This window comes from Anaerosporobacter sp. (assembly GCF_031551385.1).
GTDB lineage: Bacteria > Bacillota > Clostridia > Lachnospirales > Lachnospiraceae > Anaerosporobacter.
Window position 1 is genome coordinate 16,842 of sequence record NZ_JAVBNS010000198.1, and the last position, 18,834, is coordinate 35,675.

The window sequence follows — 18,834 nt, forward strand, 5'->3', positions numbered from 1 at the left end:
TACCACCACTTCAAATACTACATATCAGCAAAAATCCATAAACCAAAGTCAACCGCGTCTCTACTAACACTACTAGATACGCGGTTTTTGTCTTCATTAATTTAATAATCCTGATTCAAAATAGGAGTTGCTACATACAGATTCGTCTTATTCTTTTTCTCATTATAAGTAAATGCAATATTTACATTAATCTTATTGCCTTCCGATTTAACATAATCGTTAATTAGCCCCGTATATGCATAAATCGTATACAACTCATCCCCTCGTTGTTCCACAACAATATTCGCTTGCAAATCTCTGACAAACTGGTTTGCAATATTATTTCGTTCCTCTATTGTTAATTTACCATCATATGTTCCTGTAAATGTCACTTGACTTTCTGAAGTCGTTGCATCTAACTTTGCTATAATCTTCTCTGTTTTTTTCTTATAAACAAGAATACTATTAACGTCTTCTTTAATCGTAATATCAACAATTAGATATCTCCTTACCACATAAGTTCCTTGTTTTGTCTTTTCACGATTTCTTATCAATTTAATAACCGTTGTCGCTTGATCCGATTCCTTCTTTGTTAGAATTGTATCCGAATCCTCTTCACGAGTAATTTTACATTCTTCCGTCAAACCAATCTCAGAAGACATATACTGCAGTAAATTCTTCTCATCTTCCTCACTCATAAACTTCGTTCCCATATCCGTAACTACATATAAATTGCTATTCATAATAACCGAATTTGCTTTTGTAAATGCATCAACCAGCTTACTATCATCTGTGAAATAACGGTTTACCACCACTTGCGATAACACCGCAATCCAGAAAACAACCGCTGTGTATGCGATCATTCTCACTTTTCTATTCTGCCTTTTCATAACACGCGGAATTTTTTTCATGTCCCTCAAAACTTCTACAATCCAGCCTTTTGCTTTCTCTGTATATTGATTCATATCATCACCTCTATATTATTGGAATATTTTTCATGTTTCTTTGATGTTTTAATTATTCCCAGAATTTATTCTTTTAAACATATGGTGGTTTTCTATGATTTAAATACAAAGAGTCAAAATGTTATAAACAGACATTCATGAATACTAGGAAATATTTATTCAAATATAAAAAACCAGCCACACAGTCCTTTTTAGACTATGTAGCTGGTTCAATATTTTAGTGTTTTGACTTTTCAGCTAATTCAATACGAATTAACGAGCGATGTAACGCCATTTCTGCACGAGTAATGTTAATTTGTCCTGCATCTGTAGCTTTTAGACGACGCTCTGCACGAATTTTTGCTTCGTTTGCACGATTGATATCAATTTCATCTGGCCATTCACAAGATTCTGCTAATACAATAACTTTATCTTGAAGAATTTCGATGAAACCGCTTAATAAAGCTGCTTCCTTCACTTCGCCACCATTGATAATTCTAAGTACACCAGGTGCAACAATTGCAGTTAAAGGAATATGATCTTTTAACACACCAATGTCACCTTCTGTTGTTTTTAGTTCAATCATCTCTGCCTCGCCTTGAAAGAAGATTCGGTCAGGTGTAACTACTTGTAGATTAAATGTTTTTGTATCTGCCATTCAAGCACCTCAACTTTCCAGTAACTGCAACGTATACCTATTTAACGCGGGCAAGAACGTCATCTATATTACCTGCATTAAGGAAGTAACTCTCAGGTATATCATCGTGTTTACCTTCAATAATTTCTTTGAAGCCTTGAATTGTCTCAGCAATCGGTACATATTTACCTTCTAAGCCTGTAAATTGCTCTGCAACGTTGAAAGGCTGAGAAAGGAATCTTTGTATCTTTCTCGCTCTTGATACAATAAGTTTTTCTTCTTCTGATAATTCATCCATACCAAGGATTGCAATAATATCTTGTAACTCTTTGTATTTTTGAAGAATCTCTTGAACTCTACGTGCTACACTATAATGTTCCTCACCAACAACACGAGGATCAAGAATTCTCGAAGTCGATTCAAGTGGATCTACTGCTGGGTAGATACCAAGTTCTACGATAGAACGAGAAAGTACTGTCTTCGCATCAAGATGGGCGAATGTAGTTGCTGGAGCTGGGTCAGTTAAGTCATCGGCTGGTACATATACAGCTTGAACAGATGTAATAGAACCATTTTTCGTTGACGTAATACGCTCTTGTAGAGCACCCATTTCTGTTTGAAGAGTTGGTTGGTAACCAACGGCACTTGGCATACGTCCAAGCAACGCAGAAACCTCTGAACCTGCTTGTGTAAAACGGAAGATGTTATCAATGAATAATAACACGTCTTGTCCTTCTTTATCACGGAAGTTTTCAGCAATTGTTAGTCCAGTAAGACCAACACGCATTCTCGCTCCAGGTGGCTCATTCATCTGACCAAATACCATGGCAGTTTTAGCAAGAACTCCTGATTCCATCATTTCATAATAAAGGTCATTACCTTCTCTTGTTCTTTCACCAACACCAGTGAATACAGAGTATCCACCATGCTCAGTTGCAATGTTTGTAATAAGCTCTTGGATAAGAACCGTTTTACCTACACCAGCACCACCGAATAGACCAATCTTACCACCTTTAAGATATGGACAAAGTAAGTCTACTACTTTAATACCTGTTTCTAACATCTCAGTTGATGTAGATTGTTCTTCATATGCTGGTGCTTTTCTATGAATTGGATTAAATTCAATGCCTTCTGGCACTGGTTTACCATCGATTGGTTGACCAAGTACGTTGAACATACGTCCAAGTGTTTGATCTCCAACTGGTACAGATATCGGTGCACCTGTTGCAATGGCATCCATACCACGAACTAAACCGTCTGTAGGACCCATGGCGATACACCTAACTGTATCATCACCAAGATGTTGCGCTACCTCTACAACTAATTTGTTACCATCTGTTGTAGGAATGTCAATTGCATCATATATTTCAGGAAGTTTACCTTCACTATACTTTATATCAAGTACCGCACCGATAATCTGAGTGATTTTACCAACATTTTTATCTGCCATTTTTCTGCTTCACTCCTTTTCAGGTAACTACTCAGGACTTCGTCCTTCAAGTTACAATTATCTGTATAGTTACCTTTTCAGTTCCTATACCAATACTATTCTTTTAACTAATCGCAGAAGCTCCCGCAACAATTTCCGTTAACTCTTGTGTTATCGAAGTTTGTCTTGCGCGGTTATAGCTTAATGAAAGGCTATCAATCATTTCTTCCGCATTATTAGTCGCTGAATCCATGGCTTGCATTCTTGCGCCGTTTTCACTAGCAATTGCCTCTACTAGAGCACCATAGATTAAGCTATTCATATATTTAGGGATAATCATATCCAATGCTTCCTCTGCATCTGGCTCATAGTTCATTAACGTAAGAGCTTCAACCGAATTTGCCTCTGCTGTTGCTTCCTCTTTCCCTAAATCAGGGTCAACAGGAAGCAACTTAATCAAACTTGGAATATGAGTAACCGTATTCTTAAATCTTGTATAAGCAATATAAATCTCGCCTACTTCATTGTTTGAGAACGCTTCTAATACCGCAGCACCAATTTCAGCCGCATCCTTGTACATCGGTTCATTTATTACTTCCGAATAATCTGCTTTTACTTCATAACCATATCTAGCTAAAGCATCTCTACCTTTTCTACCAATGGCATAAATTACAGCATCTTCTTTCTTAATATCAGAATTTCTGATTAGCTTCGTAATATTTGAATTATATCCACCTGCAAGACCACGATTCGATGTAATTACGATAATCGCTTTCTTTGGTGAATCTCCTGCTTGTAGATATGGATGCGTAATATCTCCAGATTTTGCAAGCATTGAGCTAACTGTATTATACATATAATCAAAATACGGTTTTGAACTCTCTGCTCTACCTTTTGCTCTTTGAAGTTTTACAGTGGAAACTAGCTTCATTGCTTTGGTAATCTGTTGGGTGCTTTGTATACTGCCTTTACGTCTCTTAATCTCTCTCATTGAGGCCATAACGTCACACCCCTCTATCCACGATTAAATTCTTTTTTGAATTCCTCAATAGCTTTAACAAGTACATTTTCTGTCTCATCACTGATTACTTTTTCAGCTTTAATCGCTGATGGTACTTCAGGATATTTTGTATCGATGAATTCAAAGAATTCTTTTTCAAATTCTAGGATTCTACTTACTTCAACATCAAGAAGATACTTCTTCGTAGCAGCATAGATGATAATAACTTGATACTCTACTGGCATTGGATTGTATTGTGGTTGTTTTAAAACTTCTTTGATTCTCTCACCTTGTGCAAGTTTCTCTTTCGTATCAGCATCTAGGTCTGAACCGAACTGAGCAAAAGATGCCAATTCACGATATTGCGCTAAGTCAATACGGATTGGACCTGCAATTTTCTTCATTGCCTTGATTTGCGCTGAACCACCAACACGAGATACAGAAAGTCCCGCATTAATAGCTGGACGGAAACCAGCATTGAACATTTCTGTTTCCAAGTAAATCTGACCATCTGTGATAGAGATTACATTTGTTGGAATATATGCAGAAACGTCACCAGCTTGTGTTTCAATGATTGGTAATGCAGTTAAAGAACCGCCTCCTAATTCATCTGAAAGACGAGCTGCTCTTTCAAGCAATCTTGAATGAAGGTAGAATACATCACCTGGGTACGCTTCACGACCTGGTGGTCTACGAAGTAGTAAAGAAAGTGTACGGTAAGCTGTTGCATGCTTACTTAAATCATCATAGATGATTAACACATCTTGTCCTGCTTCCATCCATTCTTCACCCATAGCACATCCTGAATATGGAGCGATATACTGTAATGGTGCAAGTTCACTTGCTGTAGATGCAACGATTGTTGTATAATCCATTGCACCATGTTCTTCTAATGATTTAACGATTGTTGCAACAGTAGAAGATTTTTGTCCAATTGCAACATAGATACATTTAACATTTTGTCCCTTTTGGTTAATGATTGTATCAAGTGCAATTGCAGTTTTTCCTGTTTGTCTATCACCAATGATAAGCTCACGTTGTCCACGTCCGATTGGAACCATGGCATCGATTGCTTTAATACCTGTTTGTAAAGGCGTATCTACGGATTTTCTAGAGATAACACCAGATGCAACTCTTTCAATTTGACGATATTTATCTGTATCAACTGGTCCTTTACCATCAATAGGTTGACCAAGCGCATTAACAACACGACCAAGTAATGCATCACCAACAGGAACTTCTACTACTCTACCTGTTGTTTTCACTGTATCACCTTCGTTGATATTCTTATTATCACCTAGTAATACAGCACCTACATTATCTTCTTCTAGGTTTAATACCATTCCATAAACGTCGCCAGGAAATTCAAGTAGTTCACCTTGCATTGCTTTTTCAAGCCCGTGAATACGTGCAATACCATCACCAACTGTGATTACAGTACCAACGTCAGACACTTCTAACTTTGTACTATAATTTTTGATCTGTTCTTTGATAACAGAACTAATTTCTTCTGGTCTCAAATTCATGATATATAAGCACCTTCTTTCCTGTTCATATAGTATATAACCACTCAGAGTATATCTAAGTTGCTATTTTATTTTGTCCTTCGTTCGTCTACACAGCTGTATTCTTTAGATTCTTCTCAAGAACTTGTAGTTTTGTTCGAATACTACTATCTACAACTCTGTCACCAATACGAATAACTAGTCCACCTATTAAGCTTTCATCCACCATGAATGATAACTCAACCTGGTTATATTTTGTAGTTTGAAGCAATCTTTGTTCCACTTGCTCCATCTGCTCCTTTGTTAATTCCACAGCAGATGTAACGGTAGCCACTCCTATATTCTTATATTCTCTTACTTTCGTATTAAAATACTCAAATATACCATCAAGGTCTCTGTATCTGTCCTTACGAACAATAATAACTAAGAATCCTACCAAAGAATCAGATACTCTTCCTTTGAATATGTTCTCAATAACAGATATTTTTTCCTCTTTATCGATTTTAGGATGATTAAGAAACTTCATTAAATCTGGGTTTTCAGCAATTGCTTCCTTCGCCACATTTACTTCTTCGATAATGGTAGTAAGTGTTCCCTCTTCTAAAGCAAGATCAAATAATGCTTCGCCATAGGTTTTTGAAACTAACTTTGCCATGTATCATCACCCATTTCTGTTAATGTATCTTCAATTAATCTGGCTTGTTCTTTGTCATCAATTGAAGTTGATATAATTTTACCAGCCATGATAGAAGCAACGGATATCATCTCTTGTTTCACTTCATCCTTCATCTTGCTCTTCTCAAGTTCTGCTTCTTTATTTGCTCTATCAATGATACGAACAGCTTCTGCTTTCGCCTCATCAACGATTTCTGTTTCTTTCTTAAGTGCTTTCTTTCTAGTTTGACTAAGAATCTCTTCTGCCTCTTTATCTACACTCTTTAATTTGCTGTCATATTCGCTCTTGAATTGCACTGCTTCTGCTTTTTCTGTTGCAGCGAAATCCATTTCTGATTGAATTTTCTCTTGACGTTTTCTTAGCAATTCACGTGCAGGATTAAATAGAAGATATGACAATAATGTAAACAACGTAAACACTGCTAATGCAAGAATACATGCATCAACAAGCATCTGTGCGTCCAAACCAAAGATTCTTCCTGCCATGCCTTCACTAGCTTCGAGTACACCCGAACTTGCAAGTATTATACTACTCACTTTTTGACCTCCCTTCGGTTTAGTCTAAGTTTGTATCTAAAACTTAACTAATTATAGCTTTCCGATTAATGGGTTAGCGTATAGTAAGATAATAGCTACGGCAAAACCATAAAGACCTGTAGTTTCGGCTACGGCTTGTCCAAGTAACATTGTTGATACGATATTACCTCTTGCTCCTGGATTACGTCCTACTGCTGCTGCTGCATGTCCTGCTGCAACACCTTGTCCAATACCAGGACCAACACCTGCGATCATTGCGATACCTGCTCCAATAGCTGAAGCTGCTAATACGATAGCTTTTTCCATAATTAATTTCCTCCTTTAATACTAATAATACTAAGCTTCATCAAATGTGCTTGATACAAATACCATCGTTAACATACAGAATACATATGTCTGGATAGCGCCAGAGAATACATCGAAATATACATGTAAAACACCTGGCCATACTAATGTTAATAATTTTGGTAACAGACCATAAATAAGTCCCATCATAACTGTACCAGATAAAACATTACCAAATAAACGTAAGGACATTGAAAGCGGAGTTGCAATTTCACCAATGATATTAATTGGCGATAGCAACAATGGCTTAAACAAATCTGTTATATGGCTTGCCTTTTGATACTTAAATCCATTGTAGTGAATTATCACAAAAGTCATTAACGCCAACGCCAATGTTGTACCGTAATCGGCAGTTGGTGGTCTAAGTCCGAACAGACCGGATATATTGCTAAGCAATATAAACAGAAATAACGTTCCGATGTAATTGCAGAACTTAGGTCCATGCTTAGTGCCCATGTTGCTCAACGTTAAGTTATCAAACGCTTGCACCATATACTCAACAATGTTCAGAAAAGCACCTGGTACTTTATCGGGATCGGCTCTCTTAATTGCCCGATTTGCAATTAAGGCAAAGATAATTAATGTCAGTGCAACAATAATTATTGAAATATGCGTTGTAGTAAAATATAACTCTTGACCAAACAACGTATATTTTTGGTACCCAGTAATTCCAAAATCAACTTCTTCAGATGCATGAAGTATTCCCATTCTGGCAAAACTACCGGACACGGCAGCTATCCCTTGATACACGTTCCCACCCTCCTTCGTTAAAATATTTTTTTCGTAATAAATTTATTAGTTAACGGTTGTAAATACGCACTAAATTTAAGCCCTAATATACCCAACAAAGTCCCTATAAGACTAAATACATTAGGAAATGTTAATGCTACCACAACTGCGCAACCCATAATAAAAATGCGAAGAATAGCCATCTTCTTTGTGTAACTCGTAGCTCCTCCTTCATCCATATCAAGTGATTTCGATATAGTTGCGTTCAGGTGAATTACAATCATAATTGCAATTACTGTTCCGAGAAGCTCTCCTAAGAGGAATGATACTTTATTGTTGGCTATTAATGTCCCAACTATACAAGTGACAACTGCTGATACAACAATACCAATAATTAAATCCTTTAATGTTTCATTCATATTTTTCATACAACTAAAATCTCCTATCTCAATCATTTTTCATGGAAGATTTACAACTACTTATTCAGCTTTTTTGATTTCTTGCTAGAGTCCTTTCTCTTTAAACTTTCAAAGTACTCTAATTCCTTATCCTCTTTTTGCTTATCTTTAGAATAGAATTTCTTAACAAGCTCATAAATATTCCGAAATCCTGCTAATAATCCAAGTAGAAGCCAAATAGGAAACCAAAAACTCGTGCCGAATGTCGCATCCATCTTATGTCCAATAAAGACACATAAGAACACTGTTGTTAGCAATGTCAGGCCAATCTGTGTAATTAAACCTAATGCATGGAATATTTCTCTGTTTTCTTTTTTCATGGTTACTCCTCATACATTGTTATCATATCGACATAAAATTCAATAAATTACATTTCTAGGTTTAATTGATATATTACTACATTCGACAACAATTTGTTGTATTATATGAAAATACTTCCATATTTGTATGAAATCATATGTTTATTATACCATTTTTTTTCGAAAAGTCCACAAAATAAGCTCTCAAATGCCATCCAATCGTTTCCACAAAGTCACTTAACCGTACGTTTTACGGTATTTTTGCAGTTCCTCTTAATACTAATTTCCTATTTTTTTGTCCCTTAAAATTATACATATTATCTATCTATTTTATTCATTTAATACAAATCAACACTTTTTATACACAAAAATGGTGCTAATTCGGATTCTCTCCAAACTAACACCATCTTATTTATCTACTATTAATCTTCAATTTGAGCAATTCTGTTAATATGTCTCTCATCATTTGAGAAATCTGTATGAAGGAATGTATCAACAATCTTAATTGCTAATCCTGGTCCAACAATTCTTCCACCCATAGCAAGAATGTTTGCATTGTTATGAAGTCTTGTTGCCTCTGCACTGAATACATCGTGGCATAATGCTGCACGAATACCCTTTACTTTGTTTGCTGCGATTGAGATTCCAATACCAGTTCCGCAGATTAGAATTCCTTTTTCACATTCACCTGAAAGTATTGCATCTGTAACCTTTCTTGCATATACAGGATAATCAACTGCTTCTGTACTGTCACATCCCAAATCTTTGTAAGGAATATTCTTTGACTCTAAATACTGAATAATCTCCTTCTTTAAATCATATCCACCATGATCACAACCTAACGCTATCATCTTCCTTAGTCCTCCTCGTTTAGTTTATATACTGTTTTCTTGATTAGTTTTGCTAATTCAATGTAACACTCTTCATAATCGGTAAGATCTTTTCCGTATGGATCACTTACATCGCCGTCTTCTCCGATGAATTCTTTTAACGTATACACATTCACACTATTCTCATATTCACGTTGAACTTTTTCTTTCTGTTCTAATGTCATTGTAAGAATTAACGTATCTTCATCAATATCCTCTTGTTCGAGAGGTTTCGACATATGATCCCCGATTGAGAGATTATGATTTCGTACCACTGTGTCTGCTTTCGGATTTGATGGTTCTGGAAATAAAACAACCAAACCTCGTGACATTACCTCCATATCGCTCTCTGTTTCCAAACTTCTAAAAATCACTTCAGCCATAGGACCTCTGCACGTATTCCCAGTACATACAAAAATCAATCTTTCATACTTAATCACTGCAATCCACCCCCGTTACTACACTTCTATTACATGGTAACCAGCTGCTTTTAGCAAACGGTTCATAATAGCTTGACCTAGGTTACTCTCTGCAAATCCTTCTGAATATATCACATCTACTTGCTGTTCATCGAATTCTCTAAGAATCGCATACAAACCTCTCGCAATCTGCTCTTCATCATATCTTGAGCCAATTGTTTTCACAATGCTTGCCTCATATCTTGCAAATGTTTCGTCCGTTGCAATAACTCCTACTTGATATCCTGCTTCCATCTTTTGCTTTGCACAGGCATTAATCTTGTCTACCACTGCCTGCTCTGCACCCTCTACAATCGTAAGTTCTGCTTTTGGTGCATAATGTTTATACTTCATTCCTGGTGCTTTCGGTTTCAGGCTTGGATCTACACTCTTTGCAATAATGGCTTTGTCCACTTCAACCTGACCTATCACGTCTTCTAGCATTTGCTTTGTTATAAATCCAGGTCTTAAAATCATTGGTACTTCACCTGTCAAGTCAACAATTGTTGATTCTAGTCCAATTCCAACAGCTCCGCCATCAATAATCATATCGATTTTGCCACTGAGGTCCTCAATGACATGCTCCGCTTTCGTTGGGCTTGGTCTACCAGATGTATTCGCACTTGGTGCCGCAATATAGACTCCCGATTCACGAATTAATTCCAGTGCAATTTTATTACTTGGCATACGAATTGCCACCGTATTCAAACCGCCTGTTGTACCATATGGTACGTTATCACTCTTTTGCATAATCATCGTCAATGGGCCCGGCCAAAACGCCTCTGCCAGTTTATACGCTTTCTCAGGAACTTCTTTCGTAAGCTCCCCAAGACTATCGACCTCCGCAATATGAACAATTAGCGGATTGTCCGACGGTCTTCCTTTTGCTTCATATATCTTCTTCGATGCCTCCGCATCCAGTGCATCACCACCAAGACCATAGACTGTCTCTGTTGGGATTGCAACAAGACCTTTTCTTTGTAGTATGGAAACAGCCTCTTGTAAACAGCCCGCCTCCATGTTTTCTTCATTTATCTTTTTTACTATTGTTTTCATAACTTTCATCGCCTTTTCCTAGGTAGGACTATGATTCTAATTTGAACCTCGTTTATTTTAATACTCTCTTGACCAATTCTATCGACCTTTATTATAACACTACTTACTATATTTGCATACCTTTTATAATTTTGCAAATGTTTTTTGTAAACGTACAAGTAGGCAACAGTCCTGCAACGTAGTACAAAGCTCGGAATCCGACATTAACCATGCAAGTTACTCATACACATATGTATTCAGATAATTCATAATCCCAAGATGGATTGCCCATGCCATCTTATCTTGGTACTTCTCACTAACAAGCAATTCTGCCTCTCGCCAATTAGATAAAAAGCCGCATTCCACAATAACAAGTGGGCACTCCGTTTTCTTTAACATATAATAACTTTCATTCGATTTTGCCACACGATGGTTTCCATCATTTATTGTCTCTTTTACCTGTTCTTGAATAATCTCAGCTAAGATTTTTCCCTCTGGTGATTTATTATGATAAAATACTTGTGCCCCTGAAGAACTTTCCTCTGAAAAAGAATTTTGGTGAATACTTACTGCGATAACAGCATCACTGGAATTAATAATTTCTACCCTTTTCTTTAAATCCGCATTTTTCTTATTTGAATCCGACGCTTGATATAAGCCCTCATCCGTCTCCCTTGTCATTATAACGGTAATATCATTTTGCTCTAATAGCTTTTCTAACTTTAAAGCAATCAATAAATTAATGTCTTTTTCTTTTGCATTATTTACACCTATCTTACCTGGGTCAAAACCACCATGACCTGCGTCAATAATTACAGTGCATTTAGGGATGAGTGGTTCTGGGTTCTTGTCACTTTCATTGAATACATTATATGTTTTGATACCAACAGCCGTTGAAAGCCCAATTATTAATAATGCACTTGCCAATATCGTAATAATTTTTTTCTTATTCATAGTCTTGTCTTATCCTAGCGATATGTTCTTTTTACATCTTATGATATAGGGATTCGAACTATTCGCAAAAAAGGCACTAGAACGTCTCCGCTCTAATGCCTTATAATCTATCTGCTATTTATTTTTATTCTAAATTACTTCTTACCCTTCCTACTCATAAATCGGATAAGATTTTCCTTCCCTAACAAACAATGGAATCGTATCAATTGGAGCATCCACTTCAATCCATTGACCACCTTCATATACTTTACTTGTCTTAGCATCTGTCCATGAAAGCCCTGCTGGAAGGTATACAGAACGTTTTGTCACGTTTTCTTCCATAATTGGAGCTACCAAGATATCTGGTCCAAACATATATTGGTCTTTCAATTCCCAACAAGTCTTATCTTCTGAGAATTCATAGAACATTGGACGCATAACTGGACTTCCCACTTCATGAGCTCGTTTCATGCATTCACGAATGTATGGACGAAGACGTTCTCTCATGAATAAGAAACCTTTTAAGATTTCATAGTTCTCTTCACCAAATGACCAAACTTCATTGTCTTGTCCTGAAGAGAATTGACGAACACCACCAACGAATTCTTCTTCTAATTCATAGAATGGTGGACGTTCTCCATGAAGACGGAATACTGGACAGAATACGCCCCAAGCAAACCAACGAACTAATAATTCATGGAATTTCTCATCTGTAATATCGCCACCTAGGAATCCACCGATATCTGTTGTCCACCATGGAATACCTGCCATCGCAATATTAAGACCCGCTTGTAATTGTTCTCTCATTGCACGGAAGGAAGAATGAACATCACCAGACCAGATAAGTGCACCATACTTTTGGCTACCTGCCCATGCACAACGAACTAAGTTTACAAGCTCTGTGTTTCCTTCTGCTACCATTCCATCATAGAAACCTTTTGCATACATAGCAGGATAGATGTTACTGCATTGTAACGCACTTCCTTGGTGGTAACGATAGATATCATAATCATAAGGTCCAAATTCAGGTTCTGCTTCATCTAACCAGAATAGATTAACGCCCTTATCATAATAGTTTTCTTTACATCTTTCCCATACATATTTGCGTGATTCTGGGTTTGTTGCATCAAAGAATACGGTTTCACCCATCCAGTTCATATGAATGTTAACTCCACGATCACAAGTAACTAGTAAACCATCTTGATTCATCTTAGCGAAATTCTCACTTCTTGAATCTACTGTAGGCCATACAGACGCCATTAATTCTACTCCATATGATTTTAATTCTTTTGTCATCGCTTCTACATCTGGCCAGTATTTCGGATCAAATTTAAAGTCACCTTGTGTTGTCCAGTGGAAGAAGTCTGCAACGATTACATCCATTGGAAGACCTCTACGTTTGTGTTCACGAACTACACTTAGTAATTCCTCTTGTGAACGGTAACGTAGTTTACATTGCCAAAATCCCATACCATACTCAGGCATCATTGGTACACGACCTGTAACTGCTGAATATTGTTCAATAATTTGTGCTGGTGTATCACCAACAGTTATGAAATAATCAATCTTTTTCGTGCTCTTTGCAAACCATTCTGTTTTATTCGTACCAAATGTAGCTGTTCCAATTGCAGGGTTATTCCATAACATTCCGTAGCCTCTGCTGGAAACCATGAAAGGTACACTTGCTTGTGTGTTTCTTTGGCAAAGGTCTAAAACCGAACCTTTTTTATCTAAATTGCCTTCTTGGTATTGTCCCATACCAAAGATTTTTTCATCCTCATATGCTTCAAAACGAAGAACGGCATGATAATCACTTCCACCAGGTATTGCTTTCAATTCTCTAGCATCAACACAGTAAGGTACACAATAACGGTCAATACGATAACGGTTTCTCCAATATTCTTCTAAAAGTACATTACCTTTCTCATCATAGAAAGACAACCAACCTTCATGATTAATATTAGCCATAATTTTACCGTTACGAATGCTTGCAACATCAAATTGTTGCGTGTGTTTTGCTCTCTCTTCACCTTTATACCAAGGCTCAACGATGTCAACCTTTTCAATGCAAATCTCTGCATTACAAGCAATTGGTTCTTCTGTTAATGCCCAATCATTCTGATCCATATTTGCTTCTCTTGTCACACGTACACGTAGAGAATTTTCACCCCAAGGTTCAATCCACATTCTCTCTGTTTGATTAATGCAAACCAAACGATTATTCTCACTAATAAAATGCATACCGTATTCCTCCTGCTCTTTCATTCTTAATAGTATCATACATCCAAACCATGTAACTCGCCCAAACTGCGTCTTTCAAGTTACGATTATGAACAAAAAAATCCCATGCAAAATTTCAGATTCAAAAATGAAAATCTTGCATGGGAATTTATATCTCATATCAGAACGACAAGATCAATTCAAATCCTCGTTCTTACCGACTAACAAACGAACTTAATTAACATACTTTAAAATCGTGCTCCAAACACTGCTCTTCTCAAGTCCAAGCTTCCAACTTGCAATACCTGCAACGTCGTTGTTCATAATAACTTTAAGCTTTTCCTCTAAGGACTCTTCCTCTTCTAACCATATCTTATATGTTTTTCCGCCACTTTCATATTCCGCATAGTATTGTTTTGTCTCATCATCCCAAGTAGCTTCCGCTTGATTCTGGTCTAGAATGTTTTGTGCTTGTTGCATCGAGTATGCTTTCGCTGTTACGCCCTCTGCTGTCTCTTCCCATAATCTAGTATAGAAAGGGATTGCAATTATGTTTTTCTCGGCTGGAACTTCCTTAACGACATTCGTAACGGCATCTTCCACAAAACCGATGGAAGCTACAGAACCACTTCCGTCCGAACTACTGATATGTTCATCATATGCCATAGTCACTACATAATCCACAAGTACACCCTGTTCTGCTCTATCATAATAAGAAGTATACGCACTTGGAACATAATTATCTACCGATAAAATTATACTATTATTACGGCATTTTACAGACATTTCACGTAGGAATTGAATGAAGTCTGCACCTGCTGCCTGTGGAATTTTCTCAAAATCCAAATTTAAACCATCTAGGTTATATTTAATCGCCAACGCAATTAACTCATTCGATAACTTCTCTCTTCTGCTCGTATAGGCTAACAATTCTTTCATATCAATACCGTTTGTAAAATCATCGACCAATGCCCAAACTTCGACACCATAGTTATGTGCACGTCCTACATATGTTTCACTTGCTAAGGACTCCACATCACCTTCTACACTTGATACCTTGAACCATGTTGGTGATATTGTCGTTACTCCTTTTGTATTGCCAAGTAACTCTAGCACGTAACCATTTGCTGTTTGGTTTGTAACTTGATGAAATGTTAAGTTCACTTTATAATCCTTTAATATGCTTGTATACTCTGGGGCTTTAAAATCACTTTCTATAACTTCATAGTAGGCATTCTTTGCCATTGAATTCTTAACATATCCAATGATGCCATCCTCTGTCATAACTCTAGTGAATTTTCCATCAATCTCACCATCATCAACAATAAGCTCTACATGGTCGCCCTTTTTCAATTGCTTCAATATAGGGCTCTTAGCTGTTGGTTCATTCCGAAGCTGTGTTGCTTCTTTTATATCCGCATATAGGAATTCCTCTCCCCATATATAAGAAACTACAATTCTGTTTGGATTCTCATATAATGTATATTCTATATCCGAAAATTCTTTCACATAATCAAGAGCAATGTATACTACTCCATCCTCCATCTTAGCTATTGGATAGTTCATGGATTTCTTACTTTTGTTTATATAATAGTCTTTGCTTCCCACTTCTGCTTTAATAATCTCAGTAGGAGTAGTGTATACTAATAGACTTTCATTATTATCCCAATAAAATCGTTTATTAAAATATGTCGTTACCGTATCATAATCAACATAGATTTGTCCATCAATGATTTGTCCTCTTTGCTCATATATGCTATTTTGCAAAACAAGAACAACCTCTTCGTTATCTGTTGCCTTATAATATTCATAAAGGTCCATAACCTCTTTGCTCGGAGCAAATTTGTTATATACCACAATCGCTGCTGTAATGACAATCCCCAAGAGTAAGATTATACTTATTAGCGCTAATCTAATCTTCTGTTTCATGCGTATTCCTCCATAATTTATTACGATACTTTAATTACGACAACAATGCCAATTTGAACCTCGTCATCCTACGTACGTTATCTACAATTATAGCAGTATTTTTATGTCATTTCTATGTTTTTCTCGCCGTTTATACTCATTATTCCTTAATAATTTATTAAGCTAATCCGAATTCATAATAGTAAGTACTTCTACTACCTCTACTTCACTAAAACTTGGTATCTCAAATACCTTTTTATCCCCTTCATAAATCTGAAGAAAATCCTCATAACCAAGCTTAACAATTCCGTATACTTTCTTTACTTTTGATACTACTTCTACCTTTGATATTGACGTTCTCTTTCCTATATATATCTTACCATTAATAAATGCAATCAAATAATTCTTCGTTATCTTCATATTGATGGAGTCAAATTCAAGACTGCTATCAACTTCCTCATTAATGCAATCTAATATGTTATCAACCTCACCATAACGGGTAAGATCCATAACTTCTTTTCGTTTATATATATCCTTTAAGTTATTATATGAAACAATGCAATAAGCAAGACATAGTAAAACAACGCAGATAAGCGCCACCCATATTATATACATTCTTGTCATATCAGAATTGGCTTCATCCAGAACTATTGTTGATATAACTCCAGTATCAATCCATTCCTCCGTAGTCATTTTATAATCTTCGGCCACGATATTTAACAAATCTGCATCTGTATGCATGTGGGCTGTAAATGAATAGTTTGTTAGAAGCTCCTCTGGGCTATCAATATCTTCTCCTGATCGGCTCGCTGGTACAAACACAAAGAACTGTTCCTCTCCTATAAGAGTGGCATAACAATTGTAAAGAATCTTTCCGTTCTTATCTTCTTTATAATACCCTGTAAACTCCAGTGATGCATCTGTTACTTTTACGTAACTAGCTCCCGCATCATATTCTTTCTCCAGATTTAATCCTTCTTTCCCCTCTATTACATGAAATGGATTAGATAACTTACCTATGAAGATAATAGAGAATATAATTGCTAACAAAAACAGAACTACTCCAATTTCACCAATGAGTTTATTCCTGTTCTCCCTTTTTATCTGCTCTCGAATATCATATGTGTTCATGATTACTCCTATCTGTATTAGGCAATACACCTTATATACGCATTAAGACTAATTTTGTTGTTTTAGCAAAACTCTAGTTCTGCTAAACAGATATAGTATATCATATAATCTAGCAAAAGTGTAACTATTTAGCTCTATAATGTATAGTTTGTATTTCACGGTATATGAATATGGCATTAATCCATTAAGGTGCTTTAGGATAAAAAGGTTGCGTTGTGTGATATATCTATTCCTATCATATACCGTTACTTTTTACTAATCTACATACTTGGTATCAATATAGCTGTAATCCATCTCTTCCTGTTTTCCTATTCCCTCCTTTACATTTTGTGTAGTATTAACATCCCCTACACCTTGACTTGCGTACTCTTTAACTTGCATTGTAACTCGTTCCCTTGTACGATTTTCCATATGAGCAATCGCATTCTTTACTACATTGGGATTTTCTTGAATTAATGCAGAAACAACATCATTTTCAGGATAAGTGACAACTGCTTCTTTCTGATTCTGTGATATATATTGTATTGCATAGATGTTTGCTTGTCCGCTAAAATATGCATCTACAGCAGCACTTGATAACATTAATATCTCTTCTTCTGATACTTCTAGCCAAAGACTATTCTCAGTCTGCGCTACTTCATCATAACGAGAACATGCCAACACACGTTTTTTTGACAGAACAATATAATCAGAACCATTCGGAAATTGAATACGAACATCCACATAATCTCCACTACATAGCGCATCTGTTATCTCAATAAAATGATAGACATGCTTTCGTAAATCGTCTGCTACGTTTTCTACTATTTCATATGGAAAATCCGTACTTAATTCATTATTACTTTCTAACATATCAGTCATATTATTTTCCAACTGCATCATTTCCTCTACATATGGTATATTCCGTGACTCTTGGTTTTTAGAAATTGTTTTCTTATATAAGATACTTCCTCCTAAAATCCCTACACTTCCTATACCTAAACATGTAGCACAAATTATGATAGCTTTTCTCTTCGCTATCCTTCTTCTACCCTTTCTAATTACAGACATGAACCACTCCTCTCTATGCTAACTATTTCTAATGCTCAAACAGCATACATTTCCTGCTAATTCATCTTATTTGGCGTGTTTATTTAGATAGAAAAACTTCTCCAAAATTGTATTACTTCCTTTACCAAAACAAATGGATCATAGATGCAGGGAATTCCATATAGCTTTATAGCAAACTCTTTATTAAAATCTTTCATATCGTACTTCAAACCAAGCGTTGCAAGACAGAAATCCATCTTTACTCCAACAACCTCCTTTTGAAGAACAGCTTCATATCCTTCTCTTTTCCACTCACACAGACTTCCAATCAGAAAACGATAATTACATCTTGCATATTGATTTTTCCTTGCCTCTTCATATGTACCATAATCAACAAGCACATAATCGTATGGCATTGCTTGTAACTGTAACCAAGGCTCTTCGCCAGAACTTGGATAGTAATCAATTCCTCCCACACGAAAGTACTCTGCCTGCTCCGTAGTACTTGTTGTTCTCTTTATACTGGCAGCCCTTCTTATATAGGAGAAATGCATACTTTCATTTCCTTCTATTAGTGCAACACGGTAGTTACCGTAATATGTAAGATATGTTGCAAACGATATTGCTGCGTATGTAACACCGACTCCAGATAGTGTCCCTATCATAGCGATGGTAGTTTTATTTTGCTTTTGATTTTTTCTTACAAACATTCTC

20 protein-coding genes are annotated in these 18,834 nt (G+C 36.3%); all 20 read right to left on the bottom strand.

All coding sequences use genetic code 11. The features are described 5' to 3' along the window. Window positions 1–101 precede the first annotated feature (101 nt). The 20 genes from RMR19_RS15495 to RMR19_RS15590 all read right to left on the bottom strand — a co-directional run bounded on the left by RMR19_RS15495 (window position 102) and on the right by RMR19_RS15590 (window position 18,830). Window positions 102–944, bottom strand: coding sequence for a YwmB family TATA-box binding protein (locus RMR19_RS15495; RefSeq protein WP_310604404.1), 843 nt, complete (start codon window positions 942–944; stop codon window positions 102–104). Between the two features lie 217 nt (window positions 945–1,161). Further along, a complete protein-coding gene (gene atpC, locus RMR19_RS15500) occupies window positions 1,162–1,581 on the bottom strand; it encodes an ATP synthase F1 subunit epsilon (RefSeq protein WP_310604405.1) in 420 nt (139 codons plus the stop codon). Between the two features lie 37 nt (window positions 1,582–1,618). Continuing rightward, window positions 1,619–3,010 carry a F0F1 ATP synthase subunit beta gene (gene atpD / locus RMR19_RS15505; protein WP_310604406.1) on the bottom strand — a complete coding sequence of 464 codons (1,392 nt, stop codon included), beginning with the start codon at window positions 3,008–3,010 and terminating at the stop codon, window positions 1,619–1,621. A gap of 103 nt (window positions 3,011–3,113) precedes the next feature. Continuing rightward, window positions 3,114–3,989: an ATP synthase F1 subunit gamma gene (atpG, locus tag RMR19_RS15510; RefSeq protein WP_310604407.1), complete on the bottom strand. Its 876-nt coding sequence runs from the start codon at window positions 3,987–3,989 to the stop codon at window positions 3,114–3,116. A gap of 14 nt (window positions 3,990–4,003) precedes the next feature. Further along, on the bottom strand, window positions 4,004–5,515 hold the full coding sequence (gene atpA, locus RMR19_RS15515) for a F0F1 ATP synthase subunit alpha (protein WP_310604408.1): 1,512 nt from the start codon (window positions 5,513–5,515) through the stop codon (window positions 4,004–4,006). Window positions 5,516–5,603: 88 nt separating this feature from the next. Further along, the gene (gene atpH, locus RMR19_RS15520; RefSeq protein ID WP_310604409.1) at window positions 5,604–6,149 is read right to left on the bottom strand and encodes an ATP synthase F1 subunit delta; all 546 of its coding nucleotides are present in this window, start codon (window positions 6,147–6,149) and stop codon (window positions 5,604–5,606) included. After that, entirely contained in the window at window positions 6,137–6,655 is a 519-nt protein-coding gene (gene atpF, locus RMR19_RS15525; protein ID WP_310604454.1) for a F0F1 ATP synthase subunit B, read from the bottom strand. The genes atpH and atpF overlap by 13 nt, the downstream gene beginning before the upstream one ends. A 102-nt stretch (window positions 6,656–6,757) precedes the next feature. Then, window positions 6,758–7,012, bottom strand: a complete 255-nt coding sequence (gene atpE, locus RMR19_RS15530) for an ATP synthase F0 subunit C (protein WP_310604410.1) — start codon at window positions 7,010–7,012, stop codon at window positions 6,758–6,760. Between the two features lie 30 nt (window positions 7,013–7,042). Beyond that, complete coding sequence (gene atpB / locus RMR19_RS15535; RefSeq protein WP_310604455.1) at window positions 7,043–7,759, bottom strand: F0F1 ATP synthase subunit A; 717 nt, start codon at window positions 7,757–7,759, stop codon at window positions 7,043–7,045. Between the two features lie 59 nt (window positions 7,760–7,818). Then, window positions 7,819–8,208 (bottom strand): ATP synthase subunit I, encoded by a 390-nt coding sequence (locus tag RMR19_RS15540; protein WP_310604411.1) that lies wholly within the window; start codon window positions 8,206–8,208, stop codon window positions 7,819–7,821. A gap of 47 nt (window positions 8,209–8,255) precedes the next feature. Further along, window positions 8,256–8,558 carry an AtpZ/AtpI family protein gene (locus tag RMR19_RS15545; RefSeq protein WP_310604412.1) on the bottom strand — a complete coding sequence of 101 codons (303 nt, stop codon included), beginning with the start codon at window positions 8,556–8,558 and terminating at the stop codon, window positions 8,256–8,258. Window positions 8,559–8,959: 401 nt separating this feature from the next. After that, window positions 8,960–9,388, bottom strand: a complete 429-nt coding sequence (rpiB, locus tag RMR19_RS15550; protein ID WP_310604413.1) for a ribose 5-phosphate isomerase B — start codon at window positions 9,386–9,388, stop codon at window positions 8,960–8,962. Between the two features lie 5 nt (window positions 9,389–9,393). After that, the gene (locus RMR19_RS15555) at window positions 9,394–9,846 is read right to left on the bottom strand and encodes a low molecular weight protein arginine phosphatase (RefSeq protein WP_310604414.1); all 453 of its coding nucleotides are present in this window, start codon (window positions 9,844–9,846) and stop codon (window positions 9,394–9,396) included. Between the two features lie 18 nt (window positions 9,847–9,864). After that, the gene (locus tag RMR19_RS15560; protein WP_310604415.1) at window positions 9,865–10,920 is read right to left on the bottom strand and encodes an L-threonylcarbamoyladenylate synthase; all 1,056 of its coding nucleotides are present in this window, start codon (window positions 10,918–10,920) and stop codon (window positions 9,865–9,867) included. A 216-nt stretch (window positions 10,921–11,136) separates the two neighbouring features. Continuing rightward, window positions 11,137–11,853, bottom strand: a complete 717-nt coding sequence (locus RMR19_RS15565; protein WP_310604416.1) for an N-acetylmuramoyl-L-alanine amidase — start codon at window positions 11,851–11,853, stop codon at window positions 11,137–11,139. Between the two features lie 150 nt (window positions 11,854–12,003). Next, window positions 12,004–14,073, bottom strand: coding sequence for a glycoside hydrolase family 31 protein (locus RMR19_RS15570; RefSeq protein ID WP_310604417.1), 2,070 nt, complete (start codon window positions 14,071–14,073; stop codon window positions 12,004–12,006). Window positions 14,074–14,286: 213 nt separating this feature from the next. Next, complete coding sequence (locus RMR19_RS15575; protein WP_310604418.1) at window positions 14,287–15,981, bottom strand: glycosyl hydrolase family 18 protein; 1,695 nt, start codon at window positions 15,979–15,981, stop codon at window positions 14,287–14,289. A 162-nt stretch (window positions 15,982–16,143) separates the two neighbouring features. Continuing rightward, window positions 16,144–17,091 carry a hypothetical protein gene (locus RMR19_RS15580; protein ID WP_310604419.1) on the bottom strand — a complete coding sequence of 316 codons (948 nt, stop codon included), beginning with the start codon at window positions 17,089–17,091 and terminating at the stop codon, window positions 16,144–16,146. Between the two features lie 255 nt (window positions 17,092–17,346). Continuing rightward, window positions 17,347–18,141: a hypothetical protein gene (locus RMR19_RS15585; protein ID WP_310604420.1), complete on the bottom strand. Its 795-nt coding sequence runs from the start codon at window positions 18,139–18,141 to the stop codon at window positions 17,347–17,349. Window positions 18,142–18,224: 83 nt separating this feature from the next. Further along, window positions 18,225–18,830: a hypothetical protein gene (locus RMR19_RS15590; RefSeq protein WP_310604421.1), complete on the bottom strand. Its 606-nt coding sequence runs from the start codon at window positions 18,828–18,830 to the stop codon at window positions 18,225–18,227. Window positions 18,831–18,834: the final 4 nt, after the last annotated feature.

Bases quoted from the DNA above. Each gene is read 5' to 3' on its own strand.
- RMR19_RS15545 (WP_310604412.1), bottom strand. From the start codon at position 8,558: ATGAAAAAAGAAAACAGAGAAATATTCCATGCATTAGGTTTAATTACA.
- atpG (WP_310604407.1), bottom strand. From the start codon at position 3,989: ATGGCCTCAATGAGAGAGATTAAGAGACGTAAAGGCAGTATACAAAGC.
- RMR19_RS15580 (WP_310604419.1), bottom strand. From the start codon at position 17,091: ATGAACACATATGATATTCGAGAGCAGATAAAAAGGGAGAACAGGAAT.
- atpD (WP_310604406.1), bottom strand. From the start codon at position 3,010: ATGGCAGATAAAAATGTTGGTAAAATCACTCAGATTATCGGTGCGGTA.
- atpF (WP_310604454.1), bottom strand. From the start codon at position 6,655: ATGGCAGGAAGAATCTTTGGTTTGGACGCACAGATGCTTGTTGATGCA.
- RMR19_RS15540 (WP_310604411.1), bottom strand. From the start codon at position 8,208: ATGAAAAATATGAATGAAACATTAAAGGATTTAATTATTGGTATTGTT.
- atpE (WP_310604410.1), bottom strand. From the start codon at position 7,012: ATGGAAAAAGCTATCGTATTAGCAGCTTCAGCTATTGGAGCAGGTATC.
- RMR19_RS15585 (WP_310604420.1), bottom strand. From the start codon at position 18,141: ATGTCTGTAATTAGAAAGGGTAGAAGAAGGATAGCGAAGAGAAAAGCT.
- RMR19_RS15570 (WP_310604417.1), bottom strand. From the start codon at position 14,073: ATGCATTTTATTAGTGAGAATAATCGTTTGGTTTGCATTAATCAAACA.
- atpH (WP_310604409.1), bottom strand. From the start codon at position 6,149: ATGGCAAAGTTAGTTTCAAAAACCTATGGCGAAGCATTATTTGATCTT.
- atpB (WP_310604455.1), bottom strand. From the start codon at position 7,759: ATGGGAATACTTCATGCATCTGAAGAAGTTGATTTTGGAATTACTGGG.
- RMR19_RS15495 (WP_310604404.1), bottom strand. From the start codon at position 944: ATGAATCAATATACAGAGAAAGCAAAAGGCTGGATTGTAGAAGTTTTG.
- RMR19_RS15560 (WP_310604415.1), bottom strand. From the start codon at position 10,920: ATGAAAACAATAGTAAAAAAGATAAATGAAGAAAACATGGAGGCGGGC.
- rpiB (WP_310604413.1), bottom strand. From the start codon at position 9,388: ATGATAGCGTTAGGTTGTGATCATGGTGGATATGATTTAAAGAAGGAG.
- RMR19_RS15575 (WP_310604418.1), bottom strand. From the start codon at position 15,981: ATGAAACAGAAGATTAGATTAGCGCTAATAAGTATAATCTTACTCTTG.
- atpA (WP_310604408.1), bottom strand. From the start codon at position 5,515: ATGAATTTGAGACCAGAAGAAATTAGTTCTGTTATCAAAGAACAGATC.
- RMR19_RS15590 (WP_310604421.1), bottom strand. From the start codon at position 18,830: ATGTTTGTAAGAAAAAATCAAAAGCAAAATAAAACTACCATCGCTATG.
- atpC (WP_310604405.1), bottom strand. From the start codon at position 1,581: ATGGCAGATACAAAAACATTTAATCTACAAGTAGTTACACCTGACCGA.
- RMR19_RS15565 (WP_310604416.1), bottom strand. From the start codon at position 11,853: ATGAATAAGAAAAAAATTATTACGATATTGGCAAGTGCATTATTAATA.